This is a genomic window from Streptomyces sp. NPDC103540, assembly GCF_055584445.1.
Window position 1 is genome coordinate 935618 of record NZ_JBVJMA010000001.1, and the last position, 22572, is coordinate 958189.

The 22572-nt window shown below is 70.7% G+C and carries 27 protein-coding genes, 1 tRNA gene and 1 riboswitch; of the genes, 10 read left to right on the top strand and 18 right to left on the bottom strand.

Annotated elements, in window-relative coordinates:
- Nucleotides 1-2 precede the first annotated feature (2 nt).
- The gene (locus ACZ6ZI_RS04170) at nt 3-884 is read right to left on the bottom strand and encodes an ABC transporter permease (protein ID WP_363054480.1); all 882 of its coding nucleotides are present in this window, start codon (nt 882-884) and stop codon (nt 3-5) included.
- Nucleotides 877-1692 carry an ABC transporter permease gene (locus ACZ6ZI_RS04175; protein WP_469515514.1) on the bottom strand — a complete coding sequence of 272 codons (816 nt, stop codon included), beginning with the start codon at nt 1690-1692 and terminating at the stop codon, nt 877-879. Before ACZ6ZI_RS04175 ends, ACZ6ZI_RS04170 begins: the two co-directional genes overlap by 8 nt.
- A 174-nt stretch (nt 1693-1866) precedes the next feature.
- Between ACZ6ZI_RS04175 and ACZ6ZI_RS04180 the strand changes: the two genes are divergently transcribed.
- Nucleotides 1867-4308 (top strand): transglycosylase domain-containing protein, encoded by a 2442-nt coding sequence (locus ACZ6ZI_RS04180; RefSeq protein WP_469515516.1) that lies wholly within the window; start codon nt 1867-1869, stop codon nt 4306-4308.
- A 21-nt stretch (nt 4309-4329) separates the two neighbouring features.
- On the opposite strand, the gene ACZ6ZI_RS04185 is transcribed toward ACZ6ZI_RS04180, so the two are convergent.
- The 3 genes from ACZ6ZI_RS04185 to ACZ6ZI_RS04195 form a co-directional block, all read right to left on the bottom strand.
- Nucleotides 4330-4650, bottom strand: a complete 321-nt coding sequence (locus ACZ6ZI_RS04185; RefSeq protein ID WP_030158619.1) for a DMT family transporter — start codon at nt 4648-4650, stop codon at nt 4330-4332.
- Between the two features lie 31 nt (nt 4651-4681).
- A riboswitch (guanidine-III (ykkC-III) riboswitch) is annotated at nt 4682-4742 on the bottom strand.
- A 60-nt stretch (nt 4743-4802) separates the two neighbouring features.
- Nucleotides 4803-5144, bottom strand: a complete 342-nt coding sequence (locus tag ACZ6ZI_RS04190; RefSeq protein ID WP_030239046.1) for a GroES family chaperonin — start codon at nt 5142-5144, stop codon at nt 4803-4805.
- A gap of 46 nt (nt 5145-5190) precedes the next feature.
- Nucleotides 5191-5508 (bottom strand): DUF3618 domain-containing protein, encoded by a 318-nt coding sequence (locus ACZ6ZI_RS04195; RefSeq protein WP_363054483.1) that lies wholly within the window; start codon nt 5506-5508, stop codon nt 5191-5193.
- A gap of 106 nt (nt 5509-5614) precedes the next feature.
- Here ACZ6ZI_RS04195 and bcp point away from each other — a divergent pair, with 106 nt between their 5' ends.
- The 3 genes from bcp to ACZ6ZI_RS04210 all read left to right on the top strand — a co-directional run bounded on the left by bcp (nt 5615) and on the right by ACZ6ZI_RS04210 (nt 7368).
- Nucleotides 5615-6082, top strand: a complete 468-nt coding sequence (gene bcp / locus ACZ6ZI_RS04200) for a thioredoxin-dependent thiol peroxidase (protein WP_469515519.1) — start codon at nt 5615-5617, stop codon at nt 6080-6082.
- A 269-nt stretch (nt 6083-6351) separates the two neighbouring features.
- On the top strand, nt 6352-7242 hold the full coding sequence (locus ACZ6ZI_RS04205; protein WP_469515521.1) for an HNH endonuclease signature motif containing protein: 891 nt from the start codon (nt 6352-6354) through the stop codon (nt 7240-7242).
- Between the two features lie 42 nt (nt 7243-7284).
- Nucleotides 7285-7368: transfer RNA gene (locus ACZ6ZI_RS04210), tRNA-Leu, on the top strand.
- 67 nt (nt 7369-7435) lie between these two features.
- On the opposite strand, the gene rdgB is transcribed toward ACZ6ZI_RS04210, so the two are convergent.
- From rdgB to ACZ6ZI_RS04230, 4 genes are all read right to left on the bottom strand, one after another.
- Entirely contained in the window at nt 7436-8050 is a 615-nt protein-coding gene (gene rdgB / locus ACZ6ZI_RS04215; RefSeq protein ID WP_469515523.1) for an RdgB/HAM1 family non-canonical purine NTP pyrophosphatase, read from the bottom strand.
- Between the two features lie 31 nt (nt 8051-8081).
- Nucleotides 8082-8525, bottom strand: a complete 444-nt coding sequence (locus tag ACZ6ZI_RS04220) for a hypothetical protein (RefSeq protein WP_469515526.1) — start codon at nt 8523-8525, stop codon at nt 8082-8084.
- Between the two features lie 125 nt (nt 8526-8650).
- The gene (rph, locus tag ACZ6ZI_RS04225; protein WP_363054490.1) at nt 8651-9385 is read right to left on the bottom strand and encodes a ribonuclease PH; all 735 of its coding nucleotides are present in this window, start codon (nt 9383-9385) and stop codon (nt 8651-8653) included.
- Between the two features lie 118 nt (nt 9386-9503).
- Nucleotides 9504-9839 (bottom strand): PTS sugar transporter subunit IIB, encoded by a 336-nt coding sequence (locus tag ACZ6ZI_RS04230; protein ID WP_363054491.1) that lies wholly within the window; start codon nt 9837-9839, stop codon nt 9504-9506.
- A 122-nt stretch (nt 9840-9961) separates the two neighbouring features.
- On the opposite strand from ACZ6ZI_RS04230, the gene ACZ6ZI_RS04235 reads away from it, so the two are divergent.
- Both ACZ6ZI_RS04235 and ACZ6ZI_RS04240 read left to right on the top strand, forming a co-directional pair.
- Entirely contained in the window at nt 9962-11263 is a 1302-nt protein-coding gene (locus ACZ6ZI_RS04235) for a PTS transporter subunit EIIC (protein ID WP_469515531.1), read from the top strand.
- Between the two features lie 320 nt (nt 11264-11583).
- Nucleotides 11584-12852, top strand: coding sequence for a PTS transporter subunit EIIC (locus ACZ6ZI_RS04240; protein WP_469515534.1), 1269 nt, complete (start codon nt 11584-11586; stop codon nt 12850-12852).
- Between the two features lie 167 nt (nt 12853-13019).
- Here the strand turns inward: ACZ6ZI_RS04240 and ACZ6ZI_RS04245 are convergent, their stop codons facing one another.
- The gene (locus ACZ6ZI_RS04245; RefSeq protein ID WP_363054494.1) at nt 13020-13772 is read right to left on the bottom strand and encodes an MBL fold metallo-hydrolase; all 753 of its coding nucleotides are present in this window, start codon (nt 13770-13772) and stop codon (nt 13020-13022) included.
- Between the two features lie 195 nt (nt 13773-13967).
- Here ACZ6ZI_RS04245 and ACZ6ZI_RS04250 point away from each other — a divergent pair, with 195 nt between their 5' ends.
- Complete coding sequence (locus ACZ6ZI_RS04250; RefSeq protein WP_469515539.1) at nt 13968-14393, top strand: hypothetical protein; 426 nt, start codon at nt 13968-13970, stop codon at nt 14391-14393.
- Nucleotides 14390-14752, top strand: coding sequence for a DUF488 domain-containing protein (locus ACZ6ZI_RS04255; protein ID WP_469515541.1), 363 nt, complete (start codon nt 14390-14392; stop codon nt 14750-14752). Before ACZ6ZI_RS04250 ends, ACZ6ZI_RS04255 begins: the two co-directional genes overlap by 4 nt.
- A 104-nt stretch (nt 14753-14856) precedes the next feature.
- Here the strand turns inward: ACZ6ZI_RS04255 and ACZ6ZI_RS04260 are convergent, their stop codons facing one another.
- The 8 genes from ACZ6ZI_RS04260 to clpS form a co-directional block, all read right to left on the bottom strand.
- Entirely contained in the window at nt 14857-15294 is a 438-nt protein-coding gene (locus tag ACZ6ZI_RS04260; protein WP_363054497.1) for a DUF7144 family membrane protein, read from the bottom strand.
- A gap of 205 nt (nt 15295-15499) precedes the next feature.
- Nucleotides 15500-16450, bottom strand: a complete 951-nt coding sequence (locus tag ACZ6ZI_RS04265; protein ID WP_363054498.1) for a PLP-dependent cysteine synthase family protein — start codon at nt 16448-16450, stop codon at nt 15500-15502.
- Nucleotides 16450-16728 carry a MoaD/ThiS family protein gene (locus tag ACZ6ZI_RS04270; RefSeq protein ID WP_363054499.1) on the bottom strand — a complete coding sequence of 93 codons (279 nt, stop codon included), beginning with the start codon at nt 16726-16728 and terminating at the stop codon, nt 16450-16452. The genes ACZ6ZI_RS04265 and ACZ6ZI_RS04270 overlap by 1 nt, the downstream gene beginning before the upstream one ends.
- 80 nt (nt 16729-16808) lie before the next feature.
- Complete coding sequence (locus ACZ6ZI_RS04275) at nt 16809-16916, bottom strand: putative leader peptide (RefSeq protein ID WP_311736929.1); 108 nt, start codon at nt 16914-16916, stop codon at nt 16809-16811.
- Between the two features lie 77 nt (nt 16917-16993).
- Nucleotides 16994-17416 (bottom strand): M67 family metallopeptidase, encoded by a 423-nt coding sequence (locus ACZ6ZI_RS04280; RefSeq protein WP_363054500.1) that lies wholly within the window; start codon nt 17414-17416, stop codon nt 16994-16996.
- 175 nt (nt 17417-17591) lie between these two features.
- The gene (locus ACZ6ZI_RS04285) at nt 17592-19106 is read right to left on the bottom strand and encodes an amino acid permease (RefSeq protein ID WP_469515546.1); all 1515 of its coding nucleotides are present in this window, start codon (nt 19104-19106) and stop codon (nt 17592-17594) included.
- 367 nt (nt 19107-19473) lie between these two features.
- A complete protein-coding gene (locus ACZ6ZI_RS04290) occupies nt 19474-20076 on the bottom strand; it encodes a DUF2017 domain-containing protein (protein WP_469515548.1) in 603 nt (200 codons plus the stop codon).
- A complete protein-coding gene (clpS, locus tag ACZ6ZI_RS04295; protein ID WP_363054503.1) occupies nt 20076-20390 on the bottom strand; it encodes an ATP-dependent Clp protease adapter ClpS in 315 nt (104 codons plus the stop codon). Before clpS ends, ACZ6ZI_RS04290 begins: the two co-directional genes overlap by 1 nt.
- A gap of 81 nt (nt 20391-20471) precedes the next feature.
- On the opposite strand from clpS, the gene ACZ6ZI_RS04300 reads away from it, so the two are divergent.
- Together ACZ6ZI_RS04300 and ACZ6ZI_RS04305 are read left to right on the top strand one after the other, a co-directional pair.
- Nucleotides 20472-21800 carry a nicotinate phosphoribosyltransferase gene (locus tag ACZ6ZI_RS04300; RefSeq protein ID WP_363054504.1) on the top strand — a complete coding sequence of 443 codons (1329 nt, stop codon included), beginning with the start codon at nt 20472-20474 and terminating at the stop codon, nt 21798-21800.
- A gap of 175 nt (nt 21801-21975) precedes the next feature.
- On the top strand, nt 21976-22569 hold the full coding sequence (locus tag ACZ6ZI_RS04305) for a nicotinamidase (protein WP_469515553.1): 594 nt from the start codon (nt 21976-21978) through the stop codon (nt 22567-22569).
- Nucleotides 22570-22572 lie beyond the last annotated feature (3 nt).

A 22572-nucleotide genomic window follows, 5' to 3' on the forward strand; every position in this document is an offset into this window, starting at 1 on the left:
CACTAGCTCCCGGTACTGCGGTAGGAACGAAGCCCCGCGCGCCAGGCCAGCGACGCGGGCAGGATCACCGCCGACGCCACGAGCGGACTCACGAACGCCGCCCAGTCCGGCAACCCCAACGGATCGGGCCGCCCCAGCACGTACAGCGCGGGCACCCAGTTGACGAAGGCCAGCGGCAACACGAACGTCACCCCGCGCACCAGGTCCTTCGCGAACACCGACGGCGGGTACCGGAGCATCGTGCAACCGCCGTAGGTGAAGCTGTTCTGCACCTCGGCCGCGTCCCCCGCCACGAACTGGAACGCCGCCCCGCCGATCAGCACCCCGGCGAAGATCCCCGCGCCCGCCAGCACCATCACCGGCACCAGCAGCGCCTTGGCCGGCGTCCAGTCCACGTCCACCGCCCACACCGCCCAACCCAACACCCCGAGCCCCTGCACGATCCGCCCCAGCCGGCGCAGCGCGAACCGGTCCGCCGCCACCTGCGCCAGGACCGGCACCGGCCGCACCAGCATCGTGTCGAGCGAACCGTCCCGGATCCGGACGCCCACCCGGTCGGTGTTGCCGAGCAACAGGTCCGCCAACCCGAGGGAGGCCGAGCAGGCCCCGTAGAGCAGCGCGATCTCCGGCAGCGTGAACCCACCGAGCACGTCCACGTGCGAGAACATCAGGTGGACCGCGACGAAGTCGAGCAGGGAGATCGCCCCGTTCCCCACCGTCGCCAGGACGAACGACATCCGGTACGTCATCGTGGAACGGACCCACATGGCCACGATCAGCCCGTAACCCCGCACCCCCTCCCGCCAACCGCCCCCGTCCCGCGCCGCGCCCCCGCCGCGCGGACCGTCGGCCCGGTCCTCCCGCGTCAGCGTCGCCTCAGCCACCCTGGACCACCACCCTCCGCGTCGCCGCCGCCTGCGCCCACCGGCCCGCACCCAGCAGGAGCAGCGCCCAGGCGGCCTGGAACCCCAGCGCGGGCAGGGCCGCCCCCGCCCCCTCGTGCGTACCCAACAGGACGTCCAGCGGCGTCTGGAGCATCGCCGCCCACGGCAACGACCGCACCACCTCGCCGAACCCGCCGGGGAAGAGGGTGAGCGGCAGCAACACCCCCGAGAAGAACGTCGACACGACGGCGGCCATCAGGTTGACCCCCGAGCCGTCCATCAGCCAGAACGCCGACAACCCCAGCAGGTAGCGGATCGCGAAGCTCACCACCAACCCCAGGAACACCGACACCAGGAACAGCGCCCAGCGCGTCGGATCCGACGGCAGCGCCAGCGGGAAGACCAGGGCCCCCACCAGCAAGGGCACCACGCCCCGCCCCATGAGCTGGAAGGCGGCCCGCCCCAGGTCGGCGGCCAGCCACCACAGCTGGAGGTCGGCCGGACGGTACAGGTCGACGGCGATGTCACCCGTTCGGACCCGCTCCTGGAGCTCCTCCTGGAAACCACCCCCGATCAGGGCGACCGCCGCGATCAGGGCCTGGCTGACCCACACGAAGGTGAGGGCCTGCGCCCGGTCGTAGCCGCCCAGACCGGGGCGCTCCTCCCACAGCGCGAGGTAGGCGTACGCGACGATCAACCCGAAGACGGTGTTGGTGAACACACCCGCGGCCGTCGCCGTCCCGTACGTGGCGTACCGCCGGAATCCGCCGGCCGCCACGGCCGGGTAGAGCCGGGCTCGCTGACGCACCGTATCCCTCCTTTCCCCCCGTCGTTCCCACTTCGGTCAAAGCGCGCGAGCTTAGTGCGGAGGAGCGAGCCACGCGACCGATTTCCACCCGTCCGGCACGGAATCACCTGCCATCGGGTAGACACCATGAGGTACTTGTGTGGACGTTTCGTACGGCGCCGAGGAGTTCCGGAGATGAGCGACCAGTCACCACCCCAGGGCTGGACGCCTCGCGACCCGGACACCCCCGGACGACCCCCCGCGGACAAGGCGCCCCCGTCGGGGCCGGCCGGACCCGCGCGCGGGAAGGGCCGCCGCACCGGCCCGCGCCGCCTGCTGCCCACCTGGCGCACCACCCTCGGCACGGTCCTGGCCCTGCTCCTGCTGCTCGGCGGGGCCCTCGTCGCCGGCTACCTGCTGGTCGACATCCCGCCGGCGAACGCGGCCGCCACCGCGCAGTCGAACGTCTACCTCTACGCGGACGGGTCCCCGCTCGCCCGTGACGGCGAGGTCAACCGGGTCAACGTCCCCCTCTCCCAGGTCCCCACCGGCGTCCAGGAGGCGGTGCTGGCCGCCGAGGACCGCGACTTCCACTCGGAGCGGGCGGTGGACCCCAAGGCGATGGTCCGCGCCGCCTGGAACACGCTGACCGGCAAGGGCAAGCAGTCCGGTTCGACCATCACCCAGCAGTACGTCAAGAACTACTACCTGGGCCAGGAACAGACCGTGAGCCGGAAGGTGAAGGAGTTCTTCATCGCGATCAAGCTGGGCCGCGAGAAGTCGAAGGACTACATCCTGGAGGGCTACCTGAACACCAGCTACTTCGGCCGCAACGCGTACGGGATCCAGGCAGCCGCCCAGGCCTACTACGGCAAGGACGTCAACGCCCTGACCCCCGTCGAGGGCGCCTACCTCGCCACCCTCCTCAACTCCCCCAGCGCCTTCGACGTCGTCGCCCACCCGCGCAGCCGCGACCGGGCGGTCGCCCGCTGGAACTACGTGCTCGACGGCATGGTGAAGAAGAACTGGATGACCCCCGAGGAACGCGCCGCCGCGCGCTTCCCCGAACCGGGGAGGATCCGCCCGGCCGCCGGCCTGTCCGGTCAGCGCGGCTACCTGGTCGAGGCGGTCAAGGAGTACATCGGCGAGAACAGGATCCTCGACGACAAGACCCTGGCCGAGGGCGGCTACCGCATCACCACCACCATCGACCGGCGCCGCGAGAACGCCCTCGTCTCCGCCGTCGAGAAGGAGATGGTGGAGAAGCTCGACCCGGCCGCCCGCCCCGCCGACCGCGACGTCCGCGCCGGCGCCGTCTCCATCGACCCCGCCACCGGGAAGGTCGTCGCCCTGTACGGCGGCATCGACTACACGAAGCAGTACGTGAACAACGCGACCCGGCACGACTACCAGGTGGCGTCCACCTTCAAGCCCTTCGTGTTCGCCTCGGCCGTCCAGAACGACTCCCGCACCCAGGACGGCCGCCGGATCACCCCGAACACCGTCTACAACGGCGACAACCGGCGGCCGGTGGTCGGCGGCCGGATCCGCTACAGCCCCGAGAACGAGGGGCAGGTCTCCTACGGGCCCATCACCGTCAACACCGCCACCGACCTGTCGGTCAACGCCGTGTACGCGCAGATGGTCGTCGACGTCGGCACCGTCAAGGTCAAGGACACCGCCATCGCCCTCGGCATCCCCGAGAACACCCCGAACTTCCCGCCCGTCCCCGCGATGGCCCTGGGCACCCTCCAGGCGAGCGTCCTCGACATGACGGTGGCCTACGCGACCCTCGCCGACCACGGCCGGCACACCCCCTACACCCTGCTGGAGAAGATCTCCAAGGACGGCGAGGACGTCGACCTGCCCGACCGCCCGAGCCGTGAGGCCATCAGCCGCGAAGCCGCCGACACGACCACGTCCATGCTGGTCAGCGTCGTGGACAACGGCACCGGGACAGAGGCGCTGGCCGCCGGCCGGCCGGCCGCGGGCAAGACGGGCACCGCCGAGCTGGACCGGGCCGCCTGGTTCGCCGCGTACACCCCGGACCTCGTGACGGTGGTCTCGATGATGGGCCAGGACCCCGACACGGGCACGCTCCAGTCCCTCTACGGGGCCCTGGGCGAGAACCGCATCGGGGGCGGCGGCTACCCGGCCCGGATCTGGGCGGCGTACACGAAGGCGGCCCTGGAGGGGTCGGACCCGGTGGACTTCGACCTGGAGCTCCAGCCGGGCGCGGACCGGATCGCGCCGCCCGCCCCGGTCCAGCCGAGCAGCCCGCAACAGCCGCAGGACGGCAGCCGTCCCCCCTTCCCCCCGAGCCCCTCGACGGGCGGCCAGACCACGCCCGGACAGAACACGGGGGGCCAGAACAACGGCGGACAGAACTCGGGCGGCCAGAACAACGGCGGGCAGAACTCCGGAGGCCAGAACAACGGGGGCCAGACCGACGGCGGACAGAACACGGGCGGCCAGAACAACGGGGGCCAGAACACGGGTGGCGGGGACACGACCGGCGGCGAGACCACCGGCGGGCAGGACACCGGCGGACAGAACACCGGCGGGGAGACGACGGGCGGGGAGGGCACCGGATCGCCCGACCGGGGACGCCGACCCCCGGCCGACTACCTGGAGTGACCGGGGACCCGCGCGACGGCGTCAGTGGCCGGAGGTGGCCTTCAGGCCGACCACGGCGACCAGCAGCAGACAGATGAAGAAGATCCGGGCGGCGGTCACGGGCTCCCCCAGCACCGCCATGCCGAGCACCGCCGCACCCGCCGCGCCGATGCCCACCCACACCCCGTACGCCGTACCGATCGGCAGGGTCTTGGCGGCGTAGGACAGCAACACCATGCTGGCGACGATGCCGGCGCCGGTGAAGACGGACGGCCACAGACGCGTGAAGCCCTCGGTGAACTTCATGCCGATCGACCAGCCGACCTCGAGCAGACCGGCGACGAGAAGAAGAACCCAGGCCATGACGGACACCTCCGGGACGAGAGCGGAACGGGGTGCGTCGTCTTGTCGTCAACCCGGTACGGCGCGTCTCGTCGGGGGTTCTCCCCCACCGTAGCAAAACGCACGACGAAGGGCCGGTGACCTCGGTCACCGGCCCTTCGTCCGCCGCGTCCCTACAGGTACAGGCCGGTGGAGTCCTTGGACCCCTCCAGCCGCTCCGCGGCCACGGCGTGCAGGTCCCGCTCGCGCATCAGCACGTACGTCGCCCCGCGGACCTCGACCTCGGCCCGGTCCTCGGGGTCGTAGAGCACCCGGTCGCCCGGCTCCACGCTCCGTACGTTCTGTCCGACCGCGACCACCTCGGCCCAGGCGAGCCGCTTGCCCACCGCGGCCGTCGCCGGGATCAGGATGCCGCCGCCCGAGCGCCGCTCCCCCTCGGGGAGGTCGGACTTCACGAGCACGCGGTCGTGGAGCATGCGGATGGGCAGCTTGTCGTGGGTGGTGTTCTCGCTCACGCCCCGAACCTACCTGCCCCCGCCCGCCCCGTCCGCCGGCGGGTCCTCACCGCTTGCGTCGGACGGAGACCACCAGGAGCCCCACCACACCGACCGCGACGAGCGCGACCGGCAGGATCCGCTCCACGCGCGGTGCGCCGTCCTCGTGGCGCAGGCCGCCCCTGACGTCGGTGACGAGCCGGTTCACGGCCACGATGGCCCGGCCCGCGGTGTGGTCCACGGCGCCGACGGCCTTGGCCTTCACGTCCCCGACGATCGTCTTCGGGTGCATGCGCACGCCGATCTCGTCGAGCGTCTCGGCGAGCTGCTCGCGGCGGCGGACGATGTCCGCCTCGATCTGTGCGGGGGTCCTGGCTTCCGGCACCGCGCTGCCTCCGTCGTCGTGGTCGTCTTCGGCGGATGCGGACCGCCGTGAACAGTCTGTCAGCTTAGTCTCGTGACGTACCGTTCCCCTCCCGAGGAGACCACCGATGAGCGAGCGACTCCAGCCGGGCGACACCGCCCCCGCCTTCACCCTGCCCGACGCGGACGGCAACGAGGTGTCGCTGGCCGCCCACCAGGGCCGCAAGGTGATCGTCTACTTCTACCCGGCGGCCCTGACGCCCGGCTGCACGAAGCAGGCCTGCGACTTCACCGACAACCTGGACGCCCTGGCCACGGCCGGCTACGACGTCATCGGCGTCTCGCCCGACAAGCCGGAGAAGCTCGCGAAGTTCCGCGACAAGGAGAACCTGAAGGTCACCCTGGTCGGCGACCCCGAAAAGGAGACCCTGACCGCCTACGGCGCCTTCGGCGAGAAGAAGCTCTACGGCAAGACGGTCACCGGGGTCATCCGCTCCACGATCGTCGTCGACGAGCAGGGCAAGGTCGAGCACGCCTTCTACAACGTCAAGGCGACCGGCCACGTAGCCAAGATCATCAAGGACCTGGGCATCTGACACCGCCCCACCCCTCCGAACGTCCCGCCCCACCGGTGCGGGACGTTCCGCTTATCCCACGAAATCCCCCGTGACCACCACTCCACTGCCACGTTAGTCCGTGCGAATGCCGCACAAGCGGTCGGAATGAGGGGAAGCCACCCATGCCCGCACCATGCGAACGTAAGTCACTCGCGGCCGCTGCCGCCGAAGCACACGGATGGGCCGACCTGACCCGCCGCCTCGGCTTGAAGGCAAGCGGTGGGCAGCGACGCACCCTCCAGCGCAAGGTGACCCTGTACGGCATAGACGTCGGACACTTCGCGCGGCGTGACCCGCGACAGGCCTACACGGACGAGGCCATCGCCACGGCGGCCGCCGCCTCCACCACACTGCGTGAGGTGGCCCTGACCCTCGGCGCCCGGCCCGCGTCCGGCACCCTGTCGCACCTCTCACGTCGCATCGCGGCGGCGGGCATCGACATCAGCCACTTCCCCGCGTCGGCTCGACGTCAGGTGACACAGCCCCTCAACCCGGGCGACCTGGCCGCCGCGGCGGCCGCGACCGACAGCATCCGCGGCGTCGCCCGCCTGTTGGGTGTGCCGGATGACGGCCGCTCCCGCGCCGCGATAGGCAGGGCGTTGCGGAAGCACGGTATCGATACGACCCATTTCCACGGCGGCCGCCCCCGCATCTCCGACGAGGCACTGCGCGCCGCCGTTCCCGAGGCGCAGAGTTACGCCGACGTCATGCGCGCCCTCGACCTCGACGTCAATGACGTCAATCATCGACGCGTGCGGCGTCAGATCTCGCGACTACACCTCGACACCGGCCACTTCAAGCGTCGCCCCTGGGCAACATCCCGCACCACCGCCGCAAGGCCCGCCACATCGGCACTCACCCTCCTCCCCGAAGGCGCACCCCGTACGAACCGGGAAAGGCTGCATCGGGCGCTACGGGCGGCCGGCGTCCCCGCAGCATGTGCCCACTGCGGCAATCCGGGAGAATGGCTCGGCAGGCCGTTGACACTCCACATCGATCACGTGAACGGCGACTGGCGCGACAATCGACTCCCGAACCTGCGCTACCTGTGCCCCAACTGCCATGCACTGACCGACACCTGGGGTCGAAGGTCGATCCCACGCACCGTCGCCCTCCCTGGACCAACGGTCGTAGACTAAGGGCGGCCAACCGGAAGTCATGTCCGATTTGGTCGATATGTCGCGGTTGTGGTGGAATTGGCAGTCACGCTGGGTTTAGATCCCAGTGGGGTAAAACCCGTGGGGGTTCGAGTCCCCCCAACCGCACGTGGGCCACAGGGCCCCTCACGCATACGCGTGAGGGGCCCTGCGCTTGCCATGCGTGGGAGCCGCCTCAGCCCAGGAGTTCGCGGACCACCGGGATCAGGGCGCGGAAGGCCTGGCCGCGGTGGGAGATGGCGTTCTTCTCGGCCGGGGCGAGTTCGGCGCAGGTGCGGGTGTCGTTCAGGGGCTGGAGGATCGGGTCGTAGCCGAAGCCGCCGGCGCCCGAGGGGGTGTGGCGCAGGGTGCCCAGGAGGCGGCCCTCGACGACGCGTTCGGTGCCGTCGGGCAGGGCGAGCGCGGCCGCGCAGAAGAAGTGGGCGGCGCGGTGCTCGTCGGCGATGTCGCCGAGCTGGGCGAGGAGCAGGTCGAGGTTGGCCTTGTCGTCGCCGTGGGTGCCGGCCCAGCGGGCGGAGAAGATGCCGGGGGCTCCGCCCAGGACGTCCACGCACAGGCCGGAGTCGTCGGCGACCGCCGGCAGGCCGGTGGCCCGGGCGAGGGCGTGGGCCTTCAGGAGGGCGTTCTCGGCGAAGGTGACGCCGGTCTCCTTGACGTCCGGGATCTCGGGGTACGCGTCCGCGCCGACCAGCTCGAAGGGCAGGCCGGCGGCGGACAGGATGGCGTGCAGCTCGGTGATCTTGCCCGGGTTGCGGGTGGCCAGGATCAGGCGGCGGGGCGTGGAGGTCATGCCGCCATTATTTCCGTCGCGCGGCCTCGGATCAGCCCGGGGTGCAGACCTTGGAGATCTCCTTGGCGGCGTCCGCGACGGGCTGGATGTCGGGGTTGACGTTGCCGCCCTCGACGGAGGTGCGGACGTTCTTGACGGCGGTGGCCATGGAGTCGACGGCCTTGCCGAGGTCGGCGTTGCCCGTCTGGTCCTTGATCTTCTTGAGGTTGGCGTCGATCTGGTCGAGCGCGTTCCGGGTGTCCTGGACGCTGTTGCCGGCCTGGGAGACGGACTGCTGGAGCTGGTTGGCGCTGTCGGCGATGGCGACGGCGGTGTTGGCGCAGTCCATGGCGGTGGATATCGCGTCGCAGGAGGTGAGGGCCGGGACGGCGAGCACGGCGGCGACCGCGACGGCTGCGAGGCGCGGCCCGCGGCGGCGGCCGGGGTCGGTCGCGCGCGTGGGCTGCGTGGGCTGCGTCGGGTGCGTCGGCTTCATGGGGTCCCCCGGGGTTCGGATGCCTGGACGGGGCGCACGGCTTCGACACCGTGCGCCCGTACCGGCGTAGACGCGTGGGCGGCTCCGGCGGTTGCCGGGTCCGGGGCGCGTCGGCGGCGGGGGTGTTACGGGGTCTGGAGTTCCAGGGCGCCGAGCTGGAGGGCTTCGAGGTCGGCGCAGCCGCCGGCGGCGAGGTCGAGGAGCGCGTTGAGTTCCTTGCGGTCGAAGGGCTCGCCCTCGGCGGTGCCCTGGACCTCGACGAAGCGGCCGTCGCCGGTGCAGACGACGTTCATGTCGGTTTCGGCGCGGACGTCTTCCTCGTAGCAGAGGTCGAGGAGGGGGACGCCGTCGACGATGCCGACGCTGACGGCGGCGACGGTGCCGGTGAGGGGCTTGCGGCCGGCCTTGACGAGCTTCTTCTTCTGGCCCCAGGCGATGGCGTCGGCGAGGGCGACGTAGGCGCCGGTGATGGCGGCGGTGCGGGTGCCGCCGTCGGCCTGGAGGACGTCGCAGTCCAGGACGATGGTGTTCTCGCCGAGGGCCTTGTAGTCGATGACGGCGCGCAGGGAGCGGCCGATGAGGCGGGAGATCTCGTGGGTGCGGCCGCCGATCTTGCCGCGGACGGATTCGCGGTCGCCGCGGGTGTTGGTGGAGCGGGGCAGCATCGAGTATTCGGAGGTGACCCAGCCTTCGCCGCTGCCCTTGCGCCAGCGGGGGACGCCTTCGGTGAAGGAGGCGGTGCAGAAGACCTTGGTGTCTCCGAAGGAGATGAGGACGGAGCCCTCGGCGTGCTTGCTCCATCCGCGTTCGATGGTGACCGGGCGGAGCTGTTCGGGCGTGCGGCCGTCGATGCGAGACATGGTCGTGAGCCTAGTGGGTGCGGGGTGGGGTGTGCGAAGGCGGCGGGACGCGCGCAGACCCCGTCCGGTGGGCCGGTACGGGGTCTGGGTGGGGTGGTGCGGAGCCGGTGGGCTCAGCTCACATCATGTCTTCGATGTCGGCGGCGATGGGGTCGGCGTCGGTGCCGATGACGACCTGGATCGCGGTGCCCATCTTGACGACGCCGTGGGCGCCGGCGGCCTTGAGGGCGGCCTCGTCGACCTTGCTGGGGTCGATGACCTCGGTGCGCAGGCGGGTGATGCAGCCTTCGACCTCTTCGATGTTCTCGATACCGCCGAGCCCGGCGACGATCTTCTCAGCCTTGGTGGCCATGTGTTTCTCCCTGAGTGATCTGAGTGATTCGAAGAACGAGTCTCGGCGGCCGTAGCCAGTCGCGTCCGCTTTGTCACGGTAGCTCACGGTTGGCCTATCCACGCGAGCGCAGGCCCGTTATCTGCCGAATGATGACGATCAGCAGCAACCTGCCCACAACTGGTCTACACCAGTGTGCCGCAAGTGTTGCCACGGCCAAAACGGGACGGGTCAGGGAGGACGCGATGAGCGCGAGCAGCGCGGCGGCGACGCCACAACCACAGTGGTGGAACGGCCTGTTCCAGGGGCTCCAGAAGATGGGGCGCAGCCTCCAGCTCCCGATCGCCGTCCTGCCCGCCGCGGGCATCCTCAACCGTCTCGGCCAGCCCGACGTGTTCGGGAAGGACGGCCTGAACTGGACGGCCGTGGCCAAGGTGATGGCGGGTGCGGGCGGGGCCCTGCTCGACGCGGACCTGGGGTTGCCCCTCCTGTTCTGCATCGGCGTCGCGATCGGCATGGCCAAGAAGGCGGACGGTTCGACGGCGCTGGCGGCCGTCGCGGGCTTCCTCGTCTACCGGGGGGTGCTGCACGCCTTCCCCAAGGACTGCCCGTCGGGGACGAAGGACATCGGCGGGGGCTGTCTGACGCCGACGGACACCTTCGCCGGGTACACGTACCAGAACCCGGGGGTCTTCGGCGGCATCGTCATGGGGTTGCTCGCCGCCTGGTTCTGGCAGCGCTACCACCGGGTGAAGCTGGTGGACTGGCTCGGATTCTTCAACGGGCGGCGGCTCGTCCCGATCATCATGTCGTTCGTCGCGATCGCGTTCGCCGCGCTGTGCCTGTGGATCTGGCCGCCGGTGGGCGGGGCGCTGGAGAGCTTCTCCGACTGGTTGGTGGGGCTGGGTTCGTGGGGTGCGGGAATCTTCGGCGTGGCGAACCGGGCGCTGCTGGTGATCGGCCTGCACCAGTTCCTGAACGTGCCGGTGTGGTTCCAGTTCGGCAGCTACACCAAGCCGGACGGTCAGACGGTGCACGGTGACATCAACATGTTCCTGGCGGGCGACCCGAACGCGGGCATGTTCCTCTCCGGCTTCTTCCCCATCATGATGTTCGCGCTGCCGGCGGCGGCGCTGGCGATCACCCATTGCGCGAAGCCGCTGCGGCGCAAGGAGGTGGGGGGTCTGATGCTGTCGGTGGGTCTGACGTCCTTCGTCACGGGCATCACGGAGCCGCTGGAGTACTCCTTCCTCTTCGTGGCGCCGGCGCTGTACGCGATCCACGCGTTGCTGACGGGCGTGTCGATGGCGGTGACGTGGGCACTGGGGGTGCACGACGGCTTCAGCTTCTCCGCGGGGCTGATCGACTACGTCATCAACTGGGGGCTGGCGACGAAGCCGTGGATGATCATCCCGATCGGTCTGGCGTTCGCGATCGTCTACTACGTCGTCTTCCGCTTCGCGATCACCAGGTTCGACATCCCGACCCCGGGTCGGGAGTCGGACGAGGAGATCGCCGCGATGCAGGCCGAGAACACGAAGGCGTAGCCAAGCCGTTATACGGGCGCGCGGGCGTCCGCTTTCGGGTCCTTCGACCCGTCCTCCAGGCCCTCGGATCCCAGGATTCGGGGGCCTGCGGCATGTCCGGAAGTCCGCCGGCGGGCACGGGCGGGCGGGGCGCGCGCCCGCGTCGCCGAATGCCAGAAATTGAAGGTTCCTTATCTAACCCCGACCGTGCTACAACTGGTCTACACCACCCATTGGTGTAGACCACGCAGGCCTGTTCGAGCCCGCGTACCCCCTTTCGAAGACGTCGCCTCCCCCTTCCTTGTGTCTCTGGGCGGCGCCTTGCCCCATGGAGGAACCAGATGTCCACAGCCACCGCTGCGGAAACGAAGAAGGGCGCTGGCGTGATGGCCGTCATGCAGCGCATCGGCCGGAGCCTCATGCTCCCCGTTGCCGTGCTGCCGGCCGGCGCTCTGCTGCTCCGCCTGGGCGCCGACGACATGCTCGGGAAGGACACCTTCCCGACCTTCGTCAACAAGATCGCCGGCTACATGGCCGCCGGCGGTGGCGCGATCCTCGACAACATGGCGCTCCTCTTCGCCGTCGGCATCGCCATCGGCTTCGCCAAGAAGTCGGACGGTTCGACGGCCCTGGCCGCCGTCACCGGTTACCTGGTCTTCCAGAAGGTGCTCGCCACCTTCACCGACTCGAACCTGCCGAAGGTCGCCAAGGTCGTCGGCGGCAAGATCGTGAACGTGGACGCCCCGGTCAACGCCGGTGTCCTCGGCGGCGTCGTGATGGGCATCATCACCGCGCTCCTCTACCAGAAGTTCTACCGGACCAAGCTGCCGGACTGGGCGGGCTTCTTCGGCGGTCGCCGCCTCGTCCCGATCCTCTCCGCCTTCGCGGGTCTGCTCACCGGCATCGTCTTCGGCCTCATCTGGCCGGTCCTCGGCGCGGGTCTGCACAACTTCGGTGAGTGGCTGACCGGCTCCGGCGCCGTCGGCGCGGGCATCTTCGGTGTCGCCAACCGCGCGCTGATCCCGATCGGCATGCACCACCTGCTGAACTCCTTCCCGTGGTTCCAGGCCGGCTCCTTCGACACCGCCAACGGCGCCGTCCACGGTGACATCGCCCGCTTCCTCGCCGGTGACCCCACCGCCGGACAGTTCATGACCGGCTTCTTCCCGATCATGATGTTCGCCCTCCCGGCCGCCTGCCTCGCGATCGTCCACTGCGCCCGCCCCGAGCGCCGCAAGGTCGTCGGCGGCATGATGTTCTCCCTCGCGCTCACCGCCTTCGTCACCGGTGTGACCGAGCCGATCGAGTTCACCTTCATGTTCATCGCCCCGGTGCTGTACGCGATCCACGCGGTGCTCACCGGTGTGTCCCTGGCCCTGACCTGGGCCCTGGGCATGCGCGACGGCTTCGGCTTCTCCGCCGGCGCGGTCGACTTCCTGCTCAACCTCGGCATCGCCAACAACCCGTGGGGCCTGGCCGCCGTGGGTCTGTGCTTCGCCGTCGTCTACTACTTCGTCTTCCGCTTCGCGATCACGAAGTTCAACCTCCCCACCCCCGGCCGCGAGTCCGACGAGGAACTGGCCGAGCTGCAGAAGGCCGAGGCCAAGTAGTCCGGCCCCGCTCCCGCACGCCGAAGCCCCCGCTCTCCCGGAAGGGAGGACGGGGGCTTCGCCGTGTACCGCGGGTGCGCGCCGCACGACCGGGGCGGCGGATCGGGGCCGGGCGGAAGGGCCGGGCGGAAGGTGGCCGGCGGAAGGTGCCGGGCTCGGGCTCGGGCTCAGACCTCGTAGACCGCGCCCGCGTACGCCAGGTCGACCGGGCCGTCGTAGACCGCGCGGGCGTCGGCCAGGTTCCGCTCGGCGTCCGTCCACGGCGGGATGTGCGTCAGCACCAGCCGCCCGACGCCGCCGCCGCGCGCGTACTCCCCGGCCTCGCGACCGTTGAGGTGCAGGCCCGGGATGTCCTCCTTGCCGTGGATGAAGGACGCCTCGCACAGGAAGAGGTCAACCCCCTCGGCCAGCGCCCCCAGCTCCGCGCAGACACCGGTGTCACCGGAGTACGCCAGCGAGCGACCGCCGTGCTCGACGCGGATGCCGTACGACTCCACGGGGTGGCTGACCCGCTCCGTGCGGACCGTGAACGGGCCGATCTCGAAGCTGCCGGGCTTCAGCGTGCGGAAGTCGAAGACCTCGCTCATCGAGCGCTCGTCGGGAACGTCCTCGTACGCCGTCGTCAGCCGCTGCTCGGTGCCCTCGGGTCCGTAGACGGGGATGGTGGGGCAGCGACCGCCCTCGTGCCGGTAGTAGCGGGCGACGAAGTAGGCGCACATGTCGATGCAGTGATCGGCGTGCAGATGGCTCAGGAAGATCGCGTCGAGGTCGTAGAGACCGCAGTGGCGCTGGAGGGCGCCGAGGGAGCCGTTGCCCATGTCGAGGAGCAGCCGGAAGCCGTCGGCCTCGACGAGATAGCTCGAACATGCCGAATCCGCGGACGGGAACGACCCCGAACAGCCGACGACGGTGAGCTTCATGGAGCGTGAACCTCCGTGGACGGTCCGTGGACGGAATGCGGGCCGTGCGTGGGTCGAGCGTAAGGCGCGAAACCTCCGGTCGCTCCTCCGCGGCGGGCCGTTGTGGGGGGAATCACCTGTGCTGTCACCCGGGGGAGCGACGTCTCGCCCGGGCGTTGCCGTGCCGGCGGCGGCCGGCGCGACTACGGTCGGTACATGGACACGTCCTGGTGGCCCGCCGTGCTGGCGGCGGTCGCCGTGGCCGTGGTGGTGCTGCTCCCCCGTCGGGCGGACCGCGTCCGCCCGGCGCTCGCGCGGCCCCACGGACCGGGGCCGCCGCCGCGCGTACGGGCCGGTGAGCTGTGGTGCCTGGCGGACGGGCGGCCCTGCCTGGTGCTGGCGGTGCGCACCCGCCCCGGGCGGGCGCGGATCGCCCCGATCACCGGGAAGTACGACGACCGGCGGCCCGGGGTGATCCCGCTGCCCCCGGGCACGGTGACCCGCGGGGCCCACGGGCGCGGGGGCTTCCTGGAGGCGGACCGGCCGCGGGAGGTGTCGTTGTGGGAGTTCGCCACCCGGGTGGGCACGCTGGACCCGACGGTGTGGGACGAGGTCAAGGGACTGGGAGGCGCGGGCCGATGATCCGTACGAGGCGCGTCTACGATGCCCGCGAGCCGGGGGCCGACGGCGTCCGGGTGCTCGTGGACCGGCTGTGGCCGCGCGGGCTGTCGAAGGAGGCGGCGGGCGTCGACGTGTGGCCGAAGGCGGTGACCCCGTCCCGGGAACTGCGCACCTGGTACCACTCCGGGGCCGGGTCGTGGGAGGAGTTCCGGGCCCGGTACGAGGCGGAGCTGACGGCCGGCGGGGAGGAGGTCGGGACGGAGCTGGCGCGGCTGCGGGCGCTGGCGGCGGAGGGGCCGGTGACCCTGCTGACGGCGGTCGCGGATCCGGGGCGCAGTCACGCGTCGGTCCTGGCGGAGCTGCTGGCGGGGCGGGCCTGAGACGACCGCGCCGCGCCCGCCGCGGGGGATGCGGCGGGCGCGGCGCGGTCGACGGCGCGCGGCCGGCGGGGGCCGGGGTGCGCGGGTGCGCGGGTGCGCGGAGGTCAGATTCTGGGGGCCGGTTTGTCCACGCACAGGGCCCAGATGACGAAGACGCCGATGGCGATCGCGATGAGCGCCCACAGCGGCTGGTAGGGCAGCCACAGGAAGTGGATCACCACCGAGAGGGCGGCCAGGGCGATGCCGGCGACCCGGCCCCACTCGGCGCCCTTGAGGATGCCGACGCCGGCGATGAAGACGATGACGCCGAGGATCAGGTGGATCCAACCCCACGAGGTGAGGTTGAACTTGAAGGTGTAGTCGCCGATCGGCACGTAGACGTCGTCCTTGGCCAGGGCGGCGATGCCCTCGAAGACGCTGAACACGCCGTTGACGGCCATGAGGACACCGGCGAACGTGGCACCGCCGGTGGCCCACGCGCTGGGTGAGCCCGCCCCCTGGACGGGTGCCGCGGGGGGTGTACGGCCCGGGGTGGTGGTCATGTCGCCACCTTCCTGCTGCGGGGAACCGGTCGATCCGAGCGTGCGCGCGGACGGCCGTGCGGGCGACCCGGCGGGGCCGAACGGGTGAACGCGCGAACGCCGCCGGGCCCGCGTGGTGCGGGCCCGGCGGCGTTCGCGCGCTCGGAGCGTGTCGGGGCCCGTGGACCGAGGGCCCGTGGCCACACGACCTCAGGGCCTCAGGGCCTCAGGCCCAGAGCTGGCCCTGGAGGACCTCGATGGCCTCTTCGGTCGTGGCCGCCGTGTAGACGCCGGTCGACAGGTACTTCCAGCCGCCGTCGGCCACCACGAAGGCGATGTCCGCGCTCTCCCCCGCGGCCACGGCCTTGCGGCCGACGCCGATCGCCGCGTGCAGGGCCGCGCCGGTGGAGACCCCGGCGAAGATGCCCTCCTCGCGCAGCAGGTCCCGGGTGCGGGTCACCGCGTCCGCCGAGCCCACCGAGTAGCGGGTGGTGAGCACGGAGGCGTCGTACAGCTCGGGGACGAAGCCCTCGTCGAGGTTGCGCAGGCCGTAGACGAGGTCGTCGTAGCGCGGCTCGGCGGCGACGATCTTCACGCCGGGGACGTGTTCGCGCAGGTAGCGGCCGACGCCCATCAGGGTGCCGGTCGTGCCCAGGCCCGCCACGAAGTGGGTGATCGACGGGAGGTCGGCGAGGATCTCCGGGCCGGTCGTGGCGTAGTGGGCGCCCGCGTTGTCCGGGTTGCCGTACTGGTAGAGCATCACCCAGTCCGGGTGCTGCTCCGCGAGTTCCTTGGCGACCCTGACCGCGGTGTTCGAACCGCCCGCGGCCGGTGACGAGATGATCTCGGCTCCCCACATCGCCAGGAGGTCGCGCCGCTCCTGCGAGGTGTTCTCCGGCATGACGCACACGATCCGGTAGCCCTTGAGCTTCGCGGCCATCGCGAGCGAGATGCCCGTGTTGCCGGAGGTGGGTTCCAGGATGGTGCAGCCGGGGAACAGGCGGCCGTCCTTCTCGGCCTGCTCGACCATGTGGAGCGCGGGGCGGTCCTTGATCGAGCCGGTCGGGTTGCGGTCCTCCAGCTTCGCCCAGATCCGCACGTCGGCGGAGGGCGAAAGGCGGGGCAGCCGGACGAGCGGCGTGTTGCCGACCGCCGCGAGCGGGGAGTCGTAGCGCATTACTTCGAGCCGCCGGCCACGGCCGGGAGGATGGTGACGTTGTCGCCGTCCTTGAGGGCGGTGGAGATGCCGTCGAGGAAGCGGACGTCCTCGTCGTTGAGGTAGACGTTCACGAAGCGGCGGAGCTGACCGCCGTCGACGATGCGCTCCTCGATGCCCTTGTGCCGCGTCTCCAGGTCCGCGAACAGCTCGGAGAGGGTCGCGCCCTCGCCGTTGACGGCCTTCTCGCCGTCGGTGTAGGTGCGGAGGATGGTCGGGATGCGGACCTCGATGGCCATGGCAGGCTCCTGTGTCGTGAAGGGGTGAGGAAGGGTGCGGGCGCGCGTTGGTGCAGCCCCGCGCGGAAGGGGCCTGGTGCTCAGGCGGCAGGACAGATGGCGCTGGCGAGGCGGCACAGGTCGACGTGCAGCCGCGCCACGAGCAGCAGCCTGCCGGGCGTCTCGATGCTCACGTCGTGGGAAACCATGCGGTCATGTTAACGATTCCCCGTCCCCCGTTTGGAGTGTGATCCCGCATCCTGGACGCCTACCGCTCACATACTGGTCAGTAGGACTCGACGACCTGCACTTCTTCCTCGGTGATCACGCCATCGACGATCCGGTACGAGCGGAACTGGAACTCCCCGAGCCCGTCCGCGTCGGCCGTCGAGACGAGCACGTAGTGCGCGCCGGGCTCGTTCGCGTACGTGACGTCCGTGCGCGAGGGGTAGGCCTCGGTGGCGGTGTGCGAGTGGTAGACGATCACGGGCTCCTCGTCCCGGTCGTCCATCTCGCGGTAGAGCTTGAGGAGGTCCTTCGAGTCGAACTCGTAGAACGTGGGCGAGCGGGCCGCGTTGAGCATCGGGATGAACCGCTCGGGCCGGCCGGTGCCCACCGGACCGGCCACGACGCCGCACGCCTCGTCGGGGTGGTCCTTGCGGGCGTGTTCGACGATGAGGTCGTGGATGGCCTGGGTGAGGGTCAGCATGAGCGACAGGATAAGCAGACGGGCCCTCTCGTACCGAGGAGTGGTACGAGAGGGCCCGCATGGTGGACACGGGGTCCGTGAGAGCGTGGTTCCCGGCCGTGACAGGCGGCCGGGACTCACGGTTCGGGGGCGCTTGCCCGCGTGGGACCGAGGGGCCCGACGAGGACTTCGGGTCCTACGAGGACTTCGGGGCCTTCGGGGCCGCGTCGCCGCCGTCACCCTCGCCGGCGCCGACGACCGCGGGGCTCCGGACGACCTTGTTGAAGGCGGCGCCGGACGGGTTGCGGGACTTCAGGACGAGGTAGGACACGCCGAGGATCAGACCCCACAGCGGGGCGCAGTACAGCGAGACGCGCGAGTCCTTGTCGACGCCCATCATCACGATGACCATGCCGATGAAGAACAGGGCGAACCAGCTGGTCCAGGGGGCGCCGGGGGCCCGGAAGGGCGACTGGGGCAGCTCGCCGCGGTCGGCCTTGGAGCGGTAGCGGATCTGGCAGACCAGGATCATGATCCAGGCCCACATGCCGGAGATGGTGGCGAAGGAGACGACGTAGTCGAAGGCCTTGCCCGGGGCGACGTAGTTGATCCAGACGCCCACCAGCATCAGCGCGGCGGAGAAGGTGGTGCCGACGAGCGGGGTGCCGTTCTTCGTGAGCCGGGTGAAGAACTTCGGGCCCTGGCCGTTGAGCGCGAGGTCGCGCAGCATGCGGCCGGTGGAGTACATGCCCGAGTTGCAGGAGGACAGCGCGGCGGTCAGGACGACGAAGTTGACGATCGCGGCGCCGACGCCGAGGCCCATCTTCTCGAAGGCCAGCACGAAGGGGCTCTCGCCCGCCTTGAAGTTGGACCACGGGATGACCGACATGATCATGATGAGCGCGCCGACGTAGAAGACGGCGATGCGCCACGGCACGGTGTTGATGGCCTTGGGCAGGGTCTTCGCCGGGTCCTTCGACTCGCCGGCGGTGACGCCGACCAGCTCGACCGCGAGGAAGGCGAACATGACGATCTGGAGGGTCATCAGCGTCTCGCCGATGCCGTTGGGGAAGAAGCCCCGGTCGTTCCAGAGGTTGGAGACGGAGGCCGTCGCGGCGGCGTCGGAGAAGCCGATCGTGAGGATGCCGGCGCAGATCAGGATCATGCCGACGATGGCGGTGACCTTGACCATGGAGAACCAGAACTCCAGCTCGCCGAAGAGCTTCACGGAGATCAGGTTCGCGGCGTAGAGGATGACGGTGAAGATGAGCGCGTAGGCCCATTGCGGGAAGCCGTCGTTCGTCCAGTACGACATGTACTTCGCCGCGGCGGTGACCTCGGTGATGCCGGTGACCACCCAGAACAGCCAGTACGTCCAGCCGGTCGCGTAACCCCAGAACGGGCCCAGGAACTCGCGGGCGTAGTCCGAGAAGGAACCGGAGACGGGCCGGTACATGAGCAGTTCGCCCAGGGCCCGCATGATGAAGAAGATGACCAGGCCCGCGATGGCGTAGGCCAGGATCAGGCTCGGTCCGGCCTTCGAGATCGCCTTGCCGGCGCCCAGGAAGAGACCGGTGCCGATGGCTCCGCCGATCGCGATCATCTGGATCTGGCGGGCCCCCAGTGCGCGGTGGTACCCCTCGCCGTCACCCTCGCCCGTGCCGCCCTCTCCGGGCGTCCTGTCGTGCTGCTCGACCTGCACAGAGGTCATGTCTTGGTGCGCCTTTCTCCACGCCGACCCGCGCCTTCGCATTGGCTGCGGATCGGGTCCTCGATCCCCCCGGATACGGATGGAGTTGCACGCCGGCGGTCAGCCGGTTCAAGCGGGCCGGGGAACAGGGGTGGCGTCCCGTCGGCGATCGTGAAGATTTATCACGTGCTTACGGGTGAACGAAGGCCGCCAATGCGGCGCAAGCCACCAAAAAATCGGGCGATAAGGCCAGAAAAACGATCAGATCACCGCATGGCGGTGATCTGATCGTTATGCGGATTTGAGCGTCCGCTGAGCGAACGTTCGAGAAGGGGTTCGAGATGGGGTTCGAGCGGCGCGCGGGACGCCGCGGGGGCCGAACCGGCCGCTAGAGGGTCTCGATGAGCGTCTCCTGGAGTCCGCCGAGCCACAGGTACGCCATCACCATCGGCTTGCGCGGATCGTCGTCCGGGAGCCGGAAGAGCACCGAGCTCTCGTCGTCCTCGGTGATCTCCAGGCGTGCCGCGATGGTCAGCCGCAGGTCGTTGAGGGCGCCGAGCCAGCGCATCGGCAGCTCTCCGGCCAGCTCCAGCACCGCCGCCCCGTCACCGCCCGGGGTGAGCGCGTCGAGACTGCGCACGACGGCCAGCGCGTCCTCACGCTTGCGGGTGCGCAGGTCGTTCTCGGTGAAGCGGCGGAACTCCGCCGAGCGGGCCCGCAGCTCCTCGGGGTCGTCCTTCGGGCCCGCGCCGGGGCCGCCGTAGGCGTCGGGGAACAGGCGCGCCAGCGCCGGGTCGGACGGCGGCTCGGTGGGGCCGTCCGAGGCGAAGAGGACCGCCAACGGGTCGGCGTCCTCGGCCGGCTCGGGCTCCCCCGGGCCGATCAGCTCCAGGAGCTGGACGGCGAGGGAGCGCAGGATGGAGATCTCGATCTCGTCGAGGGCGACGGCCGCGCCGCCGCCCTTCAGGGGTTCGAACAACACGCCGCCCATCAGTTGCGGTCCTGCGAGAGGGTCGCCCACAGGCCGTAGCCGTGCATCGCCTGCACGTCCCGCTCCATCTCCTCGCGGGTGCCGCTGGAGACGACGGCCCTGCCCTTGTGGTGGACGTCGAGCATGAGGCGGGTGGCCTTGTCCTTCGGGTAGCCGAAGTACGCCTGGAACACGTAGGTCACGTAGCTCATGAGGTTGACCGGGTCGTTGTGCACCAGGGTCACCCAGGGGACGTCGGGTTCGGGGACCGCGTAGGTCTCTTCGGCCGATTCGGTGCGTTCGATCTCAATGGGAGCAACACTCACTCGTCCCATGCTGCCACTGCGGAGGGGTCGTCGCACAAACGGGCCCCTACATCTCGTCACTTTGACGAAATGTGCGCTAGCATCCGTGACATGAACCCTGCGGACCTGGGCCTGCCGGTGGACGTGCCGTCGACAGCGCTCTTCACGGACCATTACGAGCTCACGATGTTGCAGGCCGCGCTGGCCAACGGCACCGCCGACCGACGCTCGGTCTTCGAGGTCTTCACCCGGCGACTGCCCGAGGGCCGGCGCTACGGCGTCGTCGCGGGCACCGGCCGCGTGCTGGACGCCGTCGAGAACTTCCGCTTCGACGCCGCCGTCCTGGAGTTCCTGCGGGAACGGGCCGTCGTCGACATGCGGACGCTGGACTGGCTGTCCTCGTACCGCTTCTCGGGTGACATCTGGGGCTACCCGGAGGGCGAGGTCTACTTCCCCGGCTCCCCGATCCTGCGCGTCGAGGGCAGCTTCGCGGAGTGCGTGCTGCTGGAGACCGTGATCCTGTCGATCCTCAACCACGACAGCGCGATCGCGGCCGCCGCCTCCCGGATGGCCTCGGCCGCCGGGAGCCGGCCGCTGATCGAGATGGGCGCGCGGCGCACCCACGAACTGGCGGCGGTGGCCGCCTCGCGGGCGGCGTACGTCGGCGGCTTCACCTCCACCTCGGACCTGGCGGCCGGCTTCCGCTACGGGATCCCGACGGTCGGCACGAGCGCGCACGCCTTCACCCTGGTCCACGACAGCGAACGGGACGCCTTCACGGCGCAGGTCGCCTCCCTGGGCGCCGGGACCACGCTGCTGGTGGACACCTACGACGTCGCCGAGGCGGTCCGCACGGCCGTGGACGTCGCCGGGACGGGGCTGGGCGCGGTCCGCATCGACTCCGGGGACCTGCTGCTCGTGGCGCACCGGGTGCGCCAGCAGCTCGACGAGCTGGGCGCGACGGACACCCGGATCGTGGTCACCTCCGACCTGGACGAGTACGCCATCGCCTCCCTGGCGGCGGCGCCGGTGGACGCCTACGGGGTGGGCACCCAGCTGGTCACGGGCAGCGGGCACCCGACGTGCTCGATGGTCTACAAGCTGGTCGCGCGGGCGACCTCGGCCGATCCGAAGGCCCCGCTGGTGCCCGTCGCGAAGAAGTCCTCGGGCGGCAAGACGTCCATCGGCGGGCGCAAGTGGGCCGCGCGACGGGCGGACGCGGAGGGCGTCGCCGAGGCGGAGGTCGTGGGCACGGGCCCGGTGCCGGCCGCGCTGGCGGACGCGCAGCTGCTCACGCAGCTGGTCAAGGCGGGCGAGGTGGTGGCCCGCGAGCCCCTGGAGGCGGCCCGCGACCGCCACCGCGAGGCCCGCGCCGGGCTGCCGCTCTCCGCGACGCAGCTGTCGCGCGGCGAGCCGGTGATCCCGACCGAGTACGTCTAGACACGATCCGGTCGTCCGGCCGCTCCCCGCGCCCGGCGGGGAGCGGCCGGGGCCGGCCGGCGGTTTCGGGGTGGGGCGGGGCGGGGCAAGAGCCCGCGCAGCGGCGGACGCGGACCCCGACGCCCACGACGCCCTCGACCGCCCGGACACCCTCGACAACGCAAGGACACCCGACATGCACCGCGCACTGATCGTCGTCGACGTACAGAACGACTTCTGCGAGGGCGGCAGCCTCGCGGTCACCGGAGGGGCCGACGTCGCCGCCGCGATCACCGAGCTGATCGGCCAGGCCACCGCCGGGTACCGGCACGTCGTCGCCACCCGCGACCACCACATCGACCCCGGTGCGCACTTCGCGCGCCCGCCGGCCGAGCCGGACTACGAGACCTCCTGGCCGGTGCACTGCGTCGCCGGCACCGAGGGCGTGGGCTTCCACCCGAACTTCGCCCCCGCCGTGGCCTCGGGCGCCGTGGCCGCCGTCTTCGACAAGGGCGCGTACGAGGCCGCGTACAGCGGGTTCGAGGGCGCGGACGAGAACGGCGAGGGGCTCACGGCGTGGTTGCGCGAGCGCCACGTGAGCGAGGTCGACGTGGTCGGCATCGCCACCGACCACTGCGTCAAGGCCACGGCCCTCGACGCCGCCCGCGCCGGTTTCGCCACCCGCGTCCTGCTGGACCTGACGGCCGCGGTGGCCCCGCACACCACCGAGAAGGCCCTCGCGGACCTCCGGGCGGCGGGCGTGACCCTGGTCGGCTCCCTGCGCCCGTAGCGG